The 17,403-nt window shown below is 69.5% G+C and carries 12 protein-coding genes and 1 riboswitch; of the genes, 5 read left to right on the plus strand and 7 right to left on the minus strand.

The window, feature by feature from the left end; translation table 11 throughout:
* Positions 1–45 precede the first annotated feature (45 nt).
* The 4 genes from nagE to O4N75_RS15510 form a co-directional block, all read right to left on the minus strand.
* The gene (gene nagE, locus O4N75_RS15495) at positions 46–1,719 is read right to left on the minus strand and encodes an N-acetylglucosamine-specific PTS transporter subunit IIBC (protein ID WP_269626376.1); all 1,674 of its coding nucleotides are present in this window, start codon (positions 1,717–1,719) and stop codon (positions 46–48) included.
* Complete coding sequence (gene ptsP, locus O4N75_RS15500; protein ID WP_269626377.1) at positions 1,719–4,226, minus strand: phosphoenolpyruvate--protein phosphotransferase; 2,508 nt, start codon at positions 4,224–4,226, stop codon at positions 1,719–1,721. Before ptsP ends, nagE begins: the two co-directional genes overlap by 1 nt.
* Positions 4,216–6,510: a family 20 glycosylhydrolase gene (locus O4N75_RS15505; protein WP_269626378.1), complete on the minus strand. Its 2,295-nt coding sequence runs from the start codon at positions 6,508–6,510 to the stop codon at positions 4,216–4,218. The genes ptsP and O4N75_RS15505 overlap by 11 nt, the downstream gene beginning before the upstream one ends.
* Positions 6,511–6,742: 232 nt before the next feature.
* Positions 6,743–9,349: a TonB-dependent receptor gene (locus tag O4N75_RS15510; protein WP_269626379.1), complete on the minus strand. Its 2,607-nt coding sequence runs from the start codon at positions 9,347–9,349 to the stop codon at positions 6,743–6,745.
* Positions 9,350–9,638: 289 nt separating this feature from the next.
* On the opposite strand from O4N75_RS15510, the gene O4N75_RS15515 reads away from it, so the two are divergent.
* The 4 genes from O4N75_RS15515 to O4N75_RS15530 all read left to right on the plus strand — a co-directional run bounded on the left by O4N75_RS15515 (position 9,639) and on the right by O4N75_RS15530 (position 13,509).
* Positions 9,639–10,376: a GntR family transcriptional regulator gene (locus O4N75_RS15515; RefSeq protein ID WP_269626380.1), complete on the plus strand. Its 738-nt coding sequence runs from the start codon at positions 9,639–9,641 to the stop codon at positions 10,374–10,376.
* A gap of 71 nt (positions 10,377–10,447) precedes the next feature.
* Entirely contained in the window at positions 10,448–11,443 is a 996-nt protein-coding gene (locus O4N75_RS15520; RefSeq protein ID WP_269629381.1) for an SIS domain-containing protein, read from the plus strand.
* Positions 11,443–12,561, plus strand: a complete 1,119-nt coding sequence (nagA, locus tag O4N75_RS15525; RefSeq protein ID WP_269626381.1) for an N-acetylglucosamine-6-phosphate deacetylase — start codon at positions 11,443–11,445, stop codon at positions 12,559–12,561. Before O4N75_RS15520 ends, nagA begins: the two co-directional genes overlap by 1 nt.
* 39 nt (positions 12,562–12,600) lie before the next feature.
* Positions 12,601–13,509 (plus strand): siderophore-interacting protein, encoded by a 909-nt coding sequence (locus tag O4N75_RS15530; protein WP_269626382.1) that lies wholly within the window; start codon positions 12,601–12,603, stop codon positions 13,507–13,509.
* Positions 13,510–13,538: 29 nt separating this feature from the next.
* On the opposite strand, the gene O4N75_RS15535 is transcribed toward O4N75_RS15530, so the two are convergent.
* On the minus strand, positions 13,539–14,576 hold the full coding sequence (locus O4N75_RS15535) for a low specificity L-threonine aldolase (protein WP_269626383.1): 1,038 nt from the start codon (positions 14,574–14,576) through the stop codon (positions 13,539–13,541).
* A 54-nt stretch (positions 14,577–14,630) separates the two neighbouring features.
* Positions 14,631–14,739, minus strand: a riboswitch (SAM-I-IV-variant riboswitch).
* Positions 14,740–14,994: 255 nt separating this feature from the next.
* Here O4N75_RS15535 and O4N75_RS15540 point away from each other — a divergent pair.
* Entirely contained in the window at positions 14,995–15,786 is a 792-nt protein-coding gene (locus O4N75_RS15540; RefSeq protein ID WP_269626384.1) for a PEPxxWA-CTERM sorting domain-containing protein, read from the plus strand.
* 21 nt (positions 15,787–15,807) lie between these two features.
* Here O4N75_RS15540 and O4N75_RS15545 read toward each other — a convergent pair whose 3' ends face one another.
* Together O4N75_RS15545 and O4N75_RS15550 are read right to left on the minus strand one after the other, a co-directional pair.
* On the minus strand, positions 15,808–16,005 hold the full coding sequence (locus O4N75_RS15545) for a hypothetical protein (RefSeq protein WP_269626385.1): 198 nt from the start codon (positions 16,003–16,005) through the stop codon (positions 15,808–15,810).
* Between the two features lie 90 nt (positions 16,006–16,095).
* Entirely contained in the window at positions 16,096–17,370 is a 1,275-nt protein-coding gene (locus tag O4N75_RS15550; RefSeq protein WP_269626386.1) for an O-acetylhomoserine aminocarboxypropyltransferase, read from the minus strand.
* Positions 17,371–17,403 lie beyond the last annotated feature (33 nt).

Consider the following 17,403-nt stretch of genomic DNA (forward strand, 5'->3'; position numbering starts at 1 on the left):
TCGTGAGCGTTCCTGCAAGGCCCGGGGCCGAAACCTGCCGCTAGCCTAGGCCGGACGCAGCAGGATCTGCACGCTTCCGTCCGCCAGCAGGGCGACGCCCCGCGCGCCGCGGGCGGTCAGCGCCGCCTCGTCCAGCGCCGCCGGATCGATCAGCCGCACGCAGACCCGGCCGGCCTTCAGCCCCGCCTCGACGACGTTGCCCGCCCCGCCCAGCCCGGCCAGCCAGGGCCCGACGTCGAACGCCGCGGTCGGAGCCGCAACCGTTTGCGTCATAAGGGCTCCGCCGGCGATCGCCGCCCGGATCTCGCCGGCCACCTGGTCGGCGATCGGGCCCAGGACCACCTGCAAGGCCTTGTCCGACGGGCGCACCATGCCGCGCGAGCCCAAGGCCTTCAGCGCCGCCTCATCGACCGCGCCCTGGTCGGCCACCACCAGCCGCAGCCGCGTGGTGCAGGCGTCGACCCCGATCAGGTTGCCCGCCCCGCCGAGCGCGGCGACGAAATCCTCGCCGCGCTTGCCGCTCAACGGCTTGGCCTCGGCCGCCGTCGGCTCGGCGTCGCGGCCGGGGGTCTTGAGGTCGAAGCGCCCGATCGCCCAGCGGAAGACGCCGTAATAGAGCGCGAAGTACGCCGCCCCTATCGGCAGCAAATACAGTGGGTTGGTCGCCTTTCCGAAGTTCAGCGCATAGTCGAAGAACCCGGCCGAAAACCCGAAGCCCAGCTTCACGTCGAGCAGGCTCATGACGATGAACGACAGCCCGGTCAGCAGCGCATGGATCGCGTAGAGCACCGGCGCCAGGAACATGAAGCTGAACTCGATCGGCTCGGTCACCCCGGTCAGGAAGGTGGTCAGCGCCATCGAGGCGAGCATCCCGCCGACCGCCTTGCGCCGATGCGCTGGGGCCGCGTGGTACATGGCCAGGCACGCCGCCGGCAGGCCGAACATCATCACCGGGAAGAACCCGGCCATGAAGGCCCCGGCGCTCGGATCGCCTGCGAAGAACCGGTTGAGATCCCCTGTCGCGCCGCGGAAGTCCCCGACGATGAACCAGGCGATGTTGTTGAGGATGTGGTGGAGCCCGGTGACGATCAGCGCCCGGTTCAGCACCCCGTAGATGAACAGCCCCGCCTCGCCCGAGCCGACGATGCCGCGGCTAGCGGCGTCCATGCCGGCGTTCAGGCCCTCATAGGTGAAGCCCACCGCCGCGCCCAGCCCCAGCCCGGCCAGCCCCGCGACGATCGGCACGAACCGCCGACCGCCAAAAAAGGCCAGATATTCCGGTAGCTTGACATTCGAAAAGCGGTTGTAGAACTGCCCGCCGATCAGCCCGGAAAGGATGCCGATCGGCACCGAGACCTTGGCGATCGCCTTCTGCTTGAAGGCCGCGGTGGCCAGGGCGACGGCGTCGCCGCTCATGCCCTTCAACGCTTCGGCCGGCACGTGCAGCAGCACCTCGGCGCTGCGCGTGGCGATCAGGAAGCAGACCACCCCGGCCAGGCCGGCCGCGCCGTTGTTGTCCCGCGCCAGCCCCACCGCCACGCCGGCGGCGAACAGCAGGCCGAGATTGGCGAAGATCGCCTCGCCCGCCGCGGCCATGAACGGCACGTCGAGCAGGTCGGGCTGGCCCAGCCGCAGCAGCAGGCCGGCGGCCGGCAGCACGGCGATGGGCAGCATCAGCGCCCGTCCAAGGGATTGCAGCGCTTCGAGGGGCGAGGCCATCAGGCTTCTCCGGTCAGGAAGGTGTTCGACAGGGCCCGCACCGCCTCGGGCGACGGCTGGTCTAGCGCCTTGCGGGCGAGGTTCGCGCAGGCCTGCGGCGACAGGGTGCGGATCAGGGCCTTGGCCTCAGGGATCGCGGCCGAAGGCATGGAGAGCTCACTGACCCCCAGGCCGATCAGGATCGGCACGGCCGCCAGGTCGCCGGCCAGGCCGCCGCAGACGCCGGTCCAGAGGGCATGCTTGCGGCCGCCCTCGCTGGCCTGGGCGATCATCCGCAGCACCGCTGGGTGCAGGGCGTCGATCTCGCCGGCCAGGTCCGGATTGCCGCGATCCATGGCCAGGGCGTACTGGGTCAGGTCGTTGGTCCCCACCGACAGGAAGTCGGCCTCGGCGGCCAGCAGGTCGGTGATCGCCGCTGCGGCCGGGGTCTCGATCATCACCCCGAGGTCGGAGCGCCCGACCCGGCCCATCTCGCGGCGAGCCTCGTCGAGGGCCGCGCGCACGGCCCGCAGCTCCGACAGGCTGGCGACCATCGGGACCATGATCTTGGCGTGCGGCGCGCCGCGCAGGATGGCGCGAAGCTGGGTCTTCAGGACCTGCGGACGGCGCATCAGCACGCGCACTCCGCGCACCCCCAGCGCTGGATTTTCTTCAGGTCCGATAGGTAGATAGCTCGCCGTCTTGTCACCGCCGACATCGAGCAGGCGGATGATCAGCGGCCGCCCGCCCATGGCCGCGGCGATGGCGCCGTAGCGCTCGGCCTGCTCGTCCTCGTCGGGCGCGGTCTCGCGCTCGAGGAACAGGAATTCGGTGCGCAGCAGGCCGCAGCCCTCGGCCCCAGCGGCCTCCGCCGCCTCGGCGTCGGCGACAGAACCAAGGTTGGCATAGACCTTGATCCGCGTGCCGTCGGCCATCCGGCAGTCCTCGCGCGAGGCGAGCCGGGCGGCGGCCCGGCGTTCGGCCCGCAGCGCGAGGGTCGTCTGCGCCGTTTCCAGCGCCTTGGCGTCAGGCGCCACGTGCAGCAGACCGGCGTCGGCGTCGAGGATCAGGCTGGTCCCCTCGTTGATCGCCGCCACGCCCGCCCCGGCCGCGACCACCGCCGGCACGCCCATCGAGGCGGCCAGGATGGCGACATGCGAGGTCGGTCCGCCCTTGGCCGTGCAGATCCCGGCCAGCCGGCCGGCGTCCAGGCCCATCAGCTGCGAGGGCAGCAGTTCCTCGGCCAGCAGGATGGCGCCCGGCGGCAGGTCGGGCCCGCGGTCCTCCTCGCCGGCCAGCACCAGCAGCACCCGCCGTTCCAGATCCAACAGGTCGTCGACCCGCTCGGCGATGCGCCGGTCGCCGAGACCGCGCAAGGCCTCGACATAGGCTCCGATGGCGCTGCGCCAGGCGAAGCCCGCGCTCTTGCCCTCGCCGATCAGCCGCGCGGCGTGGCCGGTCAGCTCCGGGTCGTCGAGAAAGGCGGCATGCGCGCCCAGAATGGCGCGCCGCGCCTGGTCCTCGCCGCTCTCGGCCTGGCGGGCGATGCGGCCGGCGACGGCGGCGACGGCGGCGTCCAGGGCCGCCCGCTCCTGCGCCGCCCCCTGGCCGGCCTCGACCACCGCCAGTTCCTCGACGAACAGCCGCACGGCCTTGCCCACCGCCAGGCCCGGCGAGGCCATGACGCCCTTGAGCCGGGCTAGGCCCGCCCGCTTGGCCGGCGCGCTCTCCAGCGCCGGGGCGGCGGCCGCCTTGCGGATCGGCGCGCCCTCGCCCATCCCGCCCTCGATCAGCTCGGCCAGCGCCTCCAGCGCCGCAGCGGCGTCCGGCCCGGCCGCCGCCAGGGTGACGCTGTCGCCATGACGCAGACCCAGCGACATGATCCCGACCGGGCTGCGGGCGTTGGCGCGGCGATTGAGCGCCAGCAGCGAGACCTCGGCCTGGAAGCGCCTGGCGACGTCGGCGACCCGCGCCGCCGGCCGCGCGTGCAGGCCGTGAGCCAGCGGCACCACGATGGCCCGCGTCAGCTCCGGCCCTGCCGCGACAGACGTCTCGACCGCGCCAAGCGGGGCCGAGAGGGTCAGCAGGCGGTCGCCGGCCTTCACCGCCGCGCCCGTGGTCCGCGCGGCGATCGAGCGGCCGGCGGCGTCGGTGACGATGATCGGGGTGATCAGGCTCTTGGCCCGGTCGGCCAGCACGGCAAGGTCGAACGAGATCAGCCGCTCGCCGGCGCGCACCGCCTGCCCTTCGGCGACATGGACCTCAAAGCCCGCCCCGCCCAGGGTCACGGTATCCAGTCCGACGTGCATCAGAAGTTCGACCCCGCCCTCGGCCCGCAGGCTGACGGCGTGGCGGGCCGCATGGACGGAAATGACCACCCCGTCGCACGGCGCGTGCAGCACCGAGCCGGTCGGATCGACGGCGACGCCGTCACCCAGCATCGCCTGGGCGAAGACCGGATCGGGAACCTCGGCCAGCGGCGCGGCCCAGCCGTCCAGCGGCGAAAGCAGGACCAGTTCAGCGGCCATTGGCGGCTCCTGCGACCAAGGTGACGCGGTCGACGACCCACATCGGCTCGACGGCCTTCTGGGTGAAGGTGAAGCAAAGGTCCTGCGGCCCGGTCGCGCCGGCGATCTTGCCTTTCAGCACCGTGACGCCCTGCGAGCGGGTCGCCGGCGCCAGCGGCAGGGTGGCGACCACGGCGCCCTGGCACGAGCCCTGGCGGATCTCCAACTCGCCCTCAGGCGTGGCGGGCGGCCGGAACTTGATCTTCTCGATGTCCTTGCCGATCTGGAAGTTGAACGGGATCTGGCCGACCGCGACCTCGACCTCCGATACGCCCGTCAGGTCCGCGCCCTCGTAGAGCCAGCACGGGCTCAGGATATCGACCAGGAAGCGGGCCCGCTCGCCCTGGATCGGGGCGTCGTCCTCGAGATTCAGCACCAGCGCGCCCTGGCAGGCCTTCAACTCCTGGCTGGCGCGTGAGCGCACGCTGCGCGCGTCGACGACGATGTCGGACGCCGCCGCCAGCGGCTGGCCGCCACGGAACGCCTGGGCCCGCACCCGCGTGCCCAGCGGCGCAGTGAACGGCTGGCTGTAGAGCGTCGAGCCCGCGCCGGGAACCGAGGCGTCGAGCGTATAGCGGATCTCGCCGATCTGCTCGGCGCCCAGCAGCGCGACGCGCGCGCCCCGCCCGTCCGGCGCGCTGAGCGCGCGCACCTTGAGCGGCGTCTCGTCGAAGGTCAGGCCCAGGGTGCGATAGCGGGCGAGCTCGGCCGGCAGACGGTCGGCGAAGCTGGTCCAGTCCTTGGCCGCAGCCGGCGACCAGGCAGTCTCGGCGACGGCGGCGACGCGTGGAAACAGCATCCTGGAGACCCGCTCCTCGGTCCGTGCGTGCTCGGTCCAGATGTTGCCCTGCATACCCAGCACATGGCGCTGCTCATCGGGATTGAGCGCCGCCGGCATCGGTTCGTAGTCGTAGACGTCCTTGAGCGTCACCACCCCGCCGCGGCCCGGCGGCTCGTCGGGCGCGGCGCTCTGGCGGTAGTTGAGATACATCATCGGCTCGGGGCTCAGGATCGTGTCGTGGCCCAGCTTGGCGGCGATGATCGCCCCGTCGATCCCGCGCCACGACGTCACCGTCGCAGTTTCAGCGACCCCGCCTTCAAGGATCTCGTCCCAGCCGATCAGCCGTCGGCCCTTGGCGTGCAGCATCTGTTCGACGCGCGAGATGAACCAGCCCTGCAGCTGGCGCTCGCTGGCGATATGCAGCTCCTTCATCCGCGCCTGGACGGCGGGATTGGTCTTCCACTGGTCCTTCACCGCCTCGTCGCCGCCGACATGGACGTAGGTTCCGGGAAACAGGGCCACGACCTCGGTCAGCACGTCGTCGAGGAAGGCGAAGGTCCGCTCATCGACATTGTAGAGATAAGGGAAGACGCCCCAGTCCGAGGAGGTGGCGGTCGGCGGCGTGGCGGCCGAGCCCAGCTCCGGATAGGCGACGATCGGCGCATGGGCGTGGCCCGGCGTCTCGATCTCCGGGACGATGGTCACGTGACGCGCGGCCGCGTAGGCGACGATCTCGCGGACCTGGTCCTGGGTGTAGTAACCGCCGATGACGCGCGGCTTGCCGGTCTTCGGGTCGATGTCGGCGGTGGCGGCCGGGCCGGCGGGCACGCGCCAGGCTCCGACCTCCGTTAGCTTGGGGTACTTCTTGATCTCCAGCCGCCAGCCCTGGTCGTCGGTCAGATGCCAATGCAGGGTGTTGAGCTTGGACTGGGCCATGCGGTCGATCAGGCCCTTCACGTAGTCGACGCTCTGGAAGTGGCGGGCGCTGTCGAGCATCACCCCGCGCCAGCCGAACCGCGGCGCATCCTCGATCTTGCGGGCCGGGAGCAGAGCGGGGCCCTTGCCAGGCTCGGCGGTCGCCAGCTGCCAGGCGGTGACCACGCCGTAGAACAGGCCGGCGTCGCCGGCCGAGGCGATGGTGACGCGCTGAGCGCCGACGTCCAGTTTGTAGGCTTCGCCGGCCGGTCCCTGCCGGCTGAGCACGATCGCCCGCTCGCCGGGCTTGGGCGCGCGGATCGCCGGCTTCAGTCCGCGGCTGCGCTCCAGCAGGTCGGCCAGGTAGCGCGCGCTGGCCAGGGCCTGGGCGTCGTTGGCCGGCGGGCTGATCACCGTGCGGGCGTCGAGCTGGAACACGCCCTCGCGGGGGGTGTCCGACACCGGCGCGGGAATGATCGGCGCGGCGGCCGAAGCGCCGGTCGCCAGCATGGCCGCGGCGGCCGTGGCCAGGAGAAGAGAACGGATCATCGGCCGGACTCGCACAAAATAAGGGCGGAGCGGCAAGCCGCCCCGCCCAGTGGCCTCGACGAGGCGGGGTTCGGGGGAATCTCGGCGCGGCGGATCATCATGGACGCATCCTGTATCGGCCGAGGCGCGAAGCGAAGGCGCGGACGGGGTTCCCGGGCATGGGCTCCCCGTCCGCCGCGGGCGCAGCTCAGGACCTGAGCTGCTTCCACGTTGGGGCTTCGCGGTCGCGCGATCAGAAGCTCAGGCTGACCGTCGCCATGTACTTGCGGCCCGTGCGGTAGGCGGCGCGGGGCATCGCCTCGACATTGGCGTAGGCGTAGTACTCGGCGTCGGTCAGGTTCATCCCGGCCAGGGTCAGGCTGACATTGTCGGTGAAGTTGTAGGTTCCCGAGATGTCGAGGTTGTCCGAGTCCTTGACGTACATGTTGTCGCCGCGGTCGACGCCGGTGAAGTACTCCGAGCGCCAGGTGTAGGTCGCGCGCAGCTGGATCGGACCGTTCTCGTAGAACGGGCTGATGTTGACCTGGTGCTTGGAGTTGAACGGCAGATCCTGGCCTTCGCTGCCGTTGCCGTCGGCGTAGGTGTAGTTGGCCAGCAGGCCGAAGCCGTAGGCGTAGTTCTGCTGGTAGGCGATCGACACGCCCTTGATGTCAGCCGTGCCGGCGTTGTGCGGACGGCTGATCTGGTAGGTCGTGACCCGGCCCTGCGACTGGTTGAAGTACTGCTCCGGCGCGGTCTGCTGCAGGATGTAGTTGCTGATGTCCTTGTAGAAGAACTCAACCGCCACGATGGCCTGCGGCTGGAAGTACCACTCCGCCGACATGTTGAAGTTGCTGGACTTATAGGGATCCAGGTTCGGGTTGCCGCCCGAGCCGATCAGGATGCCGTCCGACAGCTGGAAGAAGTTGGTCATGTCGGCGTAGTTCGGCCGCGCGATCACCTGGGCGGCGGCGAAGCGCAGCAGCAGGTCCTCGCGGACGCTGTAGACCAGGTTCACGCTGGGCAGGAAGTTGTCGTAGCTCTTCTGCGAGGACTTCCAGGTCCAGTCGGCGGGCCCCGCGCAGGGCGAACCCGGGTTGCAGACGTAACCGGCGCTGTCGACGTCGGTATAGACGTAGCGGACGCCGAAGTTGCCGCGCAGCTCGCCGGAGTCGATCTCGGCCTGGGCGTAGAGCGCGTTGATGTCCTCCTGGATCGCCCAGTTGCCGGCGGTGAACTCCGGCGCGGCGAAGATCGACGGCGTCGGCATCGCCCGTCCGGGCGCCAGCCAGGTGCCGCCCTCGACATAGCTGACCATCGCCCCGCCATCGATGCGGAAGCGGTTCTTCATCTGCTGGTTGGAGTTGAAGCCGTCGAGATAGTTGCCCGGCGCGGCGCTCGGGTTGAACAGGCTGGCGGGGGCCGAGACGCCGGTGACGGCGATGCCGGCGTACTGCTGCGTCGTCTCGTGGCGACGGAACTTGTAGCCGACCTGGACGCGCTTGATGACGCCGTCGAGATCCATGCCGAAGTCGGCCTGGGCGTACTTTTCTTCGTCGGTGGTCGGCTTCTCGACCAGATTGCCGCTCCAGCCCGGATCGGTGGCGAAGGCGGCCGGATTGCCCTGGACGTTGTTGGCGTATGTCAGCTGGCCCGGCTGGCTGCTGATGTCGACGGTGTAGTCGGCCCAGTTGAGGAACTCGAGGAACACCTGCTTCTTGGTGCCGCCGTCGGCCTTCGAGAAGCCGGCCGCGCCCGACAGGTCCCAACCATCGCCCTGGTACTTCCCGCGGAAGTCATAGGTGTCGGAGTTCATCTCGGCTTCGCGGGACTGCACGTCCAGCACGCTGAGGGCGTTGTGGAAGCTGGCCGAGGTGACGATGCCGTTGTTCACGGTCAGGGCGGTCAGCGCGCCCAGGCTGTTCCAGGTGTTGCCCTGGAAGGCGTACATCGACTGGTTCAGGTTGTCGTAGTTGGCCTGAATCTTCAGCCAATTGAATTCCAGCTCGATCTCTTCCGTCGGGCGGTACTGCAGCGAGGCGGTGTAGCTGGTGCGGTCGCGCTCCTGCTCGAAGAACGAGGTGCCGAAGGCGTTGGGGCTGCGGGCGTTGAGGTTGGCGCCCAGCGTGCTCGCGCACGTGCCGGTGCAGCCGAAGTTGCGCGAGTCGACCGGGTTGTCGGCGTTGCCGCCGGCCCAGTTGGAGGCCGCCATCGTGCCGTAGGTCTCGATGCCGTCGCGGCGCAGCTGGTCGGTGGCCTTCTGGACCGACAGGGCGATGCCGAAGGTCTCGGCCTCGTTCTTCCAGCTGCCCATCAGGGCGCCCTGGAGGTCGCCCTCTTCCGAACGGTCGTTATAGAGGTAGCCGATCGAAGCGGCGGCCAGCATCGGCTTCATGTCGAGCGGGCGGCGGGTGACGACGTTGACCGTGCCGCCGATGCTACCTTCGTCGATGCGCGCTTCCGGCGACTTGTAGATGTCGACACGGCCGACGATCTGCGGCGCCAACAGGGCGTAGTTGAACGTCCGGCCCGGCGAGTCGAGGATGAACCAGTCAGCCGAGGCGACGGTCTGGCCGTTGAGCAGGGTGCGGTTCAGCGCCGGGTCGGTGCCCAGGATGCTGACCTTTTCGCCCTGACCGAACTGGCGGTCGACGGTGACGCCAGGCACCATGGTCAAGGCTTCGGCGACGTTGGTGTTCGGGAACTTGCCGACATCTTCGGCGGTGACCGAGTCGACGATGGCGTCGGCGGCGCGCTTGGTCTCCAGCGACTGCTGCAGCGAGGCGCGGATGCCGGTGACGACCAACTCGTCGACCTGGGCGTCCTGCGCCAGGGCCGGGCCTGCGCACGCGACAGCCAACAGGCTCGCGGACGCGATCAAAATGGATTTGCGATGTTTGTTCACTCGGCTTCTCCCCTAATTCCGGGCCTTCCCCCGGAGCCGATGCGAGCCCAATGTGATACCAATTCTTCGCATTCGCCTGCGAAGACCGGCGTTACATCGACTTGCGGAGCCGATCTGTGCGCAGTTTCACAAAATTGACAAGCCCAAAAAGAGACCAATTGCACAGTCGGTACATATTGGTATCTAAATGGTCCCAAGAGACGCCGGCGAGAGATCGGCCGACGATCGACGCGGAGACACGCCCTTGACCTTTTCAGAGCGCATCGGACAGCTGGACGCCAAGGACCACGCACCGCTCTACCGCCAGCTTCAGAAGGTGCTGCGCGAGGCGATCGCCAACCACGTCCTCGGCCCCAACGACGCCCTGCCGGCCGAACGCGATTTCGCTGAGGAACTGGGCGTGTCGAGAATTACCGTCCGCAAGGCGCTGGACGGGCTGGTCAGCGAGGGGCTGCTGGTCCGCCGCCAGGGCGCCGGCACCTTTGTCGCCGCCCGGGTCGAGAAGAACTTCTCCAAGCTCTCGTCTTTCACTGAGGACATGATCGCCCGCGGGCGGGTTCCGCACTCGGCCTGGCTGTCGCGGACCGAGGGCCTGGTGACGCCCGAAGAGTCGCTGACGCTCGGCCTGTCGCCCGGCGCGCCGGTCTACCGCTTCAACCGGATCCGCTTCGCCGACGGCGCGCCGATGGCGCTGGAGTATTCGACGCTGGCCGCCTTCTGCATGCCCAGCCCCGACTTCGTCGAAACCTCGCTCTACGAGGCGCTCGAGAAGACCGGCCATCGCCCGGTGCGGGCGCTGCAGCGGCTGCGGGCGGTGCTGTTCACAGACGAACAGGCCGAGCTGCTGGGCGTGGCGCCGCGCGACGCGGGCCTGCTGATCGAACGCCGCGGGTTCCTGAAGGACGGGCGCGCGGTCGAAGTCACCCAGTCCTATTATCGCGGCGACGCCTACGACTTCGTCGCCGAACTGAACGCTCTTTAGAGACAAGTCCTGTGGCCCGGAGAAAACGCGTGACCCTGAAGCCCCCTGCCCTGCGCCCCGAGGCCACGCGCATGTTCCAGGAGGCGGCCGAGGCGCCCGCGGTGGTGGCTCGGATGCTGGCCGCCAATCATGAGGCGGCCCAGGCGCTGGGCGCCGAACTGCGCGCCGCTCCGCCGAAGGCCGTGGTCACCTGCGCGCGCGGGTCGTCAGACCATGCGGCGACCTATGCGAAGTACCTGATCGAGACCGGCGCGGGCGTCGTCACCTCCTCGGCGGCGCTGTCGGTCAGCTCGGTCTATGCTGCCGAGCCCAAGCTGGACGGCATGCTCTATCTGGCCATCTCGCAGTCGGGCAAAAGCCCCGACCTGCTGGCCGCCGTCGAGGCCGCCAAGCAGGGCGGCGCGCGCACCATGGCCCTCGTCAACGACGAGACCTCGCCGCTGGCCAAGCTGGCCGACCGGGTGCTGCCGCTGCACGCCGGCCCCGAGGTCAGCGTCGCGGCGACCAAGTCCTACATCGCCGCCCTGGCCGGCATCGCCCAGCTGGTCGCCGCCTGGACCCAGGACGCGGCGCTGCAGAAGGGCCTCGCCGATCTCCCGGCCATCCTGGAGAAGGCCTGGCCGCTCGACTGGAGTCCGGCCGCCGAGCGCCTGAAGGGCGCGCGCAACCTCTACGTCCTGGCGCGCGGCGTCGGCTTCGGCGTCGCCCAGGAAGCGGCGCTGAAGTTCAAGGAGACCTGCGGCCTGCACGCCGAGGCCTTCAGCGCCGCTGAGGTGCTGCACGGCCCGATGGCGCTGGTGAAGGAGGGCTTCCCGGTGCTGGTCTTCGCCCAGGACGACCAGAGCCAGGAGAGCGTCGTGGCCCTGGCCAAGGACCTGGCCGCGCGCGGCGCCGAGGTGATGCTGGCCGGCGGCGGCGGCGACCTGCCGACCCTGAGCGCCCATCCGATCCTGGAGCCGATCGTGCGGGTGCAGGGCTTTTATCGGATGGCCAACCAGCTCTCGATCCTGCGCGGCCACGATCCCGACCGGCCCCCGCACCTCAACAAGGTGACCGAGACCGTCTGATGAGCACCGCGTTCGTGAACGGCCAGGTGCTGACCGCACGGGGCCTGGAGACCACCGGCGTCGTCATCGACGGCGGCCGCATCGTCGCGGTCGGCGAAACCTCCGCAGATCGCACCGTCGACCTTGAGGGCGGCTATCTGCTGCCGGGCTTCATCGACACCCAGGTCAACGGCGGCGGCGGGGTGCTGTTCAACGACGCCCCCACAGTCGAGGCGATCGCCACCATCGGCGCGGCGCATCGGGCCTACGGAACCACCGGCTTCCTGCCGACCCTGATCAGCGACGACCTCTCGACCGTCGCCAAGGCCATCGCCGCCGTGGACGCGGCGATCGAGGCCGGCGTGCCCGGCGTGCTGGGGATCCACATCGAGGGCCCGTTCCTCAGCGAGCAGCGCAAGGGCGTGCACGACGCCTCCAAGTTCCGCACCCTCGACGAGGCGGCGCTAGAGCTGCTGACCTCGGCCAAGCACGGGCGGACGCTCGTCACCCTGGCGCCCGAGACCACGACGCCGCAGATGATCGCCCGCCTGGCCAAGGCCGGCGTCACCGTCGCCGCCGGCCATACCAACGCCACCTACGAGCGGATCGTCGAGGCGCTAGAGAGCGGCGTGACCGGCGTCACGCACCTGTTCAACGCCATGTCGCCGCTGACCAGCCGCGCGCCAGGCGCGGTCGGGGCGGCGCTGGAGCACCAGGAGAGCTGGTGCGGGATCATCGCCGACGGTCGCCACATCCACCCGGCGGTGCTGCGGATCGCCTTCGCCGCCAAACGCCTCGATCGCTTCATGCTGGTCACCGACGCCATGCCCAGCGTCGGCATGTTCGCCAAGAGCTTCACCATCCAGGGCCGCCCGATCCGGGTGGTGGACGGGGTCTGCGTCGATGCGAACGGGACCCTGGCCGGATCGGACCTCGACATGGCCGGCGCGGTCGCCAACGCCGTGCGGATGACCGGACTGTCGCTGGCGGACGCCGCGCGGATGGCCTCGGCCAGCCCGGCCGAGTTCCTGGGCCTGAAGGGCGAGTACGGGGTCATCGCGCCCGGCGCGCGGGCCGACCTGGTGCTGCTGGACCAGGACCTGAAGGCCAGACGGACCTGGATCGCCGGCGTCGAGTGATATTGCGAGTCGTTCGCATATATGATGTGGTGGGGGGGCATGTCCCAGGACGCCTCCCCACCGGCCTCGCCCTACCGGCTGTTCGACGTCACGCTGAAAGCCAAGGCGCCGCTGTCGCCCCACCTCTGGCGGTTCACCTTCGCCGGGCCGGAGGTGAGCCGGATGGCCGCCTTTGCGCCCGACCAGCGCATCAAGATCTTCTTTCCAGACCCACAGGGCCGCCCGCCGGCCATGGCGATCACGCCGGACTGGTACGCCCGCTACAAGAAGCAGGACGTCGCCACGCGCCCGCCGATGCGCACCTATACGATCCGCGCCCTGCGCGCGCCGGCCGGCGAGGTCGACATCGACTTCGTCCTGCACGGCGAAACCGGCCCGGCCTCGACTTGGGCGACCCGCGCCCAGCCCGGCCAGGCCTTGCAGATCATGGCCCCCAACGCCGCCTTCGAGGGCGATGGCGGCGGCTATGAGTGGAAGCCGCCCCAGGGCCTGAGGCGGCTGCTGCTGATCGCCGACGCGACCGCGCTGCCGGCGGTGGCCGGGATCCTGGAGGAGCTGGCCGCCCTGCCCGAGCCGCCGCAAACCCAGCTGTTCATCGAGATCCCCGGTCAGGATGACGAGATCCCGCTCGCCGGATGGCCCGACCTGCGGGTCGAATGGATGCCGCGCGGCCTCGGCGCACCGGGAGCCCTGATGGTCGCAGCCGCCCAGCGCGCCGCCGTCCCGGTCGCCACGCCCAGGCCGGCCCCGGCGCTGGCCGAGGTGGATGTCGACGAAGCGATCCTCTGGGACGTCGCCGCCCCCAGCGACGCCGGCTTCTATGGCTGGGTCGCCGGCGAAGCCGCCGCTGTGCTCGCCATCCGCCGCCTGCTGATCGCCGAGCGCAAGGTCGACAAGGCAGCGCTGAACCTGATGGGCTACTGGCGCGAGGGCCGGGTGCTGGACTGACGGCTATTCGGCCAGGGTCTCGATGACGCTCAGAGGCGGCCGAACACTGTCTCCATGTCCGCGGCCAGGGCGTCGAGGCGGGCGGGGTCGGCGTCCCAGGAGAACATGAACCGGGCCCCGCCGCCGATGAAGGTGTAGAAGCGCCAGCCCCTGGCGCGCAGGGCTTCCAGGCGATCTTCCGGCGCAGCCACGAAGACGGCGTTGGCCTGGACCGGGAACATCAGCGACGCGCCGGGCAGGCCCTCGATGCGCTCGGCCAGCCGTCGCGCGCAGGTGTTGGCGTGGGCGGCGTTGGCGAGCCAGGCGCCGTTCTCCAGCATGCCCGTCCAGGGGGCCGCCAGGAACCGCATCTTCGAGGCCAGTTGCCCGGCCTGCTTGCAGCGATAGTCGAAATCCTCGGCCAGGGCGCGGTCGAAGAACAGGATCGCCTCGCCCACCGCCATGCCGTTCTTGGTGCCGCCGAAGCAGAGCACGTCGACCCCGGCCTTCCAGGTGATGTCGGCCGGATCGCAGCCCAGGTGCGCGCAGGCGTTGGCGAAGCGGGCGCCGTCCATGTGCAGCCGCAGGCCGAGCTCGCGGCAAACCGCGGATATCGCCCGGACCTCGGCCTCCGAATAGACCTGACCGGTCTCGGTCGGCTGGGTGATCGTGACCACGCGCGGCTTGGGATAGTGGATGTCGCTGCGCTTGCCGGCGATCTCGCGGATGGCGGCGGGGGTCAGCTTGCCGTCCGGGCTAGGCGCGACCAGCAGCTTGGAGCCGTTGGAGAAGAACTCCGGCGCGCCGCACTCGTCGGTCTCGACGTGGGCCGACTCCGCACAGATGACGCTGTGATAGGACTGGCAGAGCGCGGCCAGGGCCATGGAGTTGGCGGCCGTGCCGTTGAAGGCGAAGAACACCTCGCAATCGGTGGCGAACAGGGCGCGGAAGGCGTCGGCGGCGGCTTGCGTCCACGGGTCCTCGCCATAGGCCGGCGCATGGCCGCGGTTGGCGGCGTCCATGGCCGCCCAGGCCTGCGGGCAAATGCCGGCATAGTTGTCGCTAGCGAACTGTTGAATGTTGGACATGCGCCCCCTCGGGTCTGCGGCTTTGCGCATCACGAAGATGAATGACGCTGAGGCTTCGTCCCGTTTAGTTGCCGGACCGGCCACATCCCTCCTGGCGGAGGCGCCACCTTGCTCGGGGAGCAGGTTGGCGTTTGAGCGTCAGCTCAAACTCTTGATGCAATTGGGCGCTCGATAGCGAGGATCGATCCGATCGGCAAGCGCCCGCTCCCTAGGGTCACGCAGCGCAACAACTTTTCGGTGCGCGTCACACGCCTTGCGAGTGGCCAGCCACTGATATACCGTCAGCACAAATTAAGGGGTCGCTAACTTTTTGAACACGGCCCGGGCTGGGTGACGTCCCGGCTCAAGAGCGCGCAGCAACGTCAGCAACATGACAAGAACGGCCGCACCGCCCGGCCGACATCCAGGGAGAACCGATATGAAAGCGCCTGTTCGTCAGTTCCTATCGGCCGTCGCCCTTGTGGCCGGTCTGTCGACCGCCGGCATGAGCCATGCGGCGTCCGTCACCATTGCGCCAGGCTCGTCGCCCGGCGGCGGGTATCTGCCGCTCTCAGCGTTCGGGATCGCGGCGCTGACCTTCGGTTCGAGCGACGGCTTCGTCTCCTTCAACACCAACAGCTTTAATTTCGGGGGCCAAAGCTGGTCGACGCTCCAGATCGGAGCTGACGGTTTGGTGGTGCTCGGCGACACGGCGCCGTCCGGATCCTGGAGCGCCGCCAACGTCAGCCTTCCTGGCGGCCCGAACGCGGCGGTCCTCGCGCCGTTTTGGACGGATCTGGATCCGACCGCGGGGGGTGGGATCCGCGCCGGCGTCCTAACCGACGGCGTCAACAGCTGGGTCGTCGTCGACTGGCAGGACGTGCCGCTGGAGAACGGAGGCGGCTTCTCGTCCTTCCAGGTCTGGCTGGGCGCGGGCCAGGACGACGTCACCTTCGCCTACGGCGATCTGGCGAACCCGGCCCTGCTGACGATCGGGGCGCAGGACGCCACCGGCACGGTCGGGACGAACTACGTGTTCAACGGCTCGGGCGTTCGTCCCGTCAATGGTACCCAGCTTCGCGTGACCTCGACAGGCCTGCCGATCTCGACCGCGGTGCCTGAACCGGGCACCTGGGCGATGATGATCGTCGGCTTTGGGCTGGTCGGATCAATGGTCCGCTCGGTGCGTCGGGGCGGCCTTGGCGGCCAGCCCGTCGCCGGACAGGCCTAACCTCTGGCAGCTGGCGCGCGGCTACTTGCGCAGGATGTCCTTACGCTTGCGCTCGTATTCGGACTTGCTGATCATGCCTTGGTCGTCGGCGGCCTTCAGGTCGATCAGTTGCTGACCCGTGGTGGTCGTTTCGACCTCGGTCCTGGCTGTGCTGCCGCAGGCGGCGAGCGGAACGGCCGCCAGGCTGAGGACGGCGGCGGCGACAAGCATGCGGGTCATGAACTGGTGCGTTCTCAGAGCGCCCCCGCCCCAACTTGGACCAATTGAAAGGGCGCGCACGCGCTTTGCGTCGCGCGCGCCCAGTTTCGGTCAAAGCGCAGTGAAGGCCTGGTCGAGATCGGCGATCAGGTCGGCGACGTTCTCGATGCCGACCGACAGGCGGATGACGTCGGGACCGGCGCCGGCGGCGATCTGGTCCTTCTCATCCAGCTGGCGGTGGGTGGTCGAGGCCGGGTGGATGATCAGGCTGCGGGTGTCGCCGAGATTGGCCAGATGCGAGAAGAGGTTCACCGCCCCGACCAGCTTGACCCCGGCCTGGTAGCCGCCCTTGAGCCCGAACGAGAACACCGAGCCGGCGCCGTTCGGCGTGTAGCGCTTGGCCAGCGCGTTGTACGGATTGCCGTCGAGGCCAGCATAGGAAACCCACGCGACCTTGTCGTTGGCCTCTAGCCACTTGGCGACCGCCAGCGCGTTGTCAGCGTGGCGCTGCATGCGCAACGGCAGGGTCTCGATGCCGGTCAGGATCATGAAGGCGTTGAACGGCGAGATCGACGGGCCAAGGTCGCGCAGGCCGAGCGCGCGGCAGGCGACGATGAAGGCGGCCGGGCCGAAGGCTTCGGTGAAGACCTTGCCGTGGTAGCTGGGATTGGGCTGCGACAGGTAGCCGAACTTGCCCGAGGCGGCCCAGTCGAAGCGGCCGGAGTCGATGATCGCCCCGCCCATCGAGTTGCCGTGCCCGCCGAGGAACTTAGTCAGCGAGTGGACGATGATGTCAGCGCCGTGCTCGAACGGCCGGCAGAGGTAGGGGGTCGCCAGGGTGTTGTCGACGACCAGCGGCACGCCGGCGTCATGAGCGACCTTGGCGATGGCGGCGATGTCGGTGATCACCCCGCCCGGATTGGCGATCGACTCGACGAAGACCGCGCGGGTCTTGTCGTTGATGGCGGCGGCGTAGTCGGCCGGGTTGTCGCTGTCGATGAAGGTGGTTTCCCAGCCCATGCGCTTGAAGGACTGGCCGAGCTGGTTGATCGAGCCACCGTACAGCTTGCGCGAGGCGACGATGTTGCAGCCCGGCTCCATCAGCGAATGAAAGGCCAGGAACTGCGCGGCGTGGCCGCTGCCGACCGCCAGGGCCGCGACGCCGCCTTCGAGATCGGCCAGACGCGCTTCCAGCACGCCGGTCGTCGGGTTGCCCAGGCGGGTGTAGATGTTGCCCGGCGCTTCGAGGTTGAAAAGGTTGGCCGCATGGTCGGCGTCGTCGAAGACGAAGGCCGTGGTCTGGTAGATCGGGGTGATCCGGGCCTTGGTCGTGGGATCGGGCGCGGCGCCGGCGTGGATGGCGCGGGTCTCGAAGTTCTGGGTCATGGGCGTCCTCTACGTCTCGTTGCATAGGACCTA

The organism is Phenylobacterium sp. NIBR 498073 (assembly GCF_027286305.1).
Lineage (GTDB): Bacteria > Pseudomonadota > Alphaproteobacteria > Caulobacterales > Caulobacteraceae > Phenylobacterium.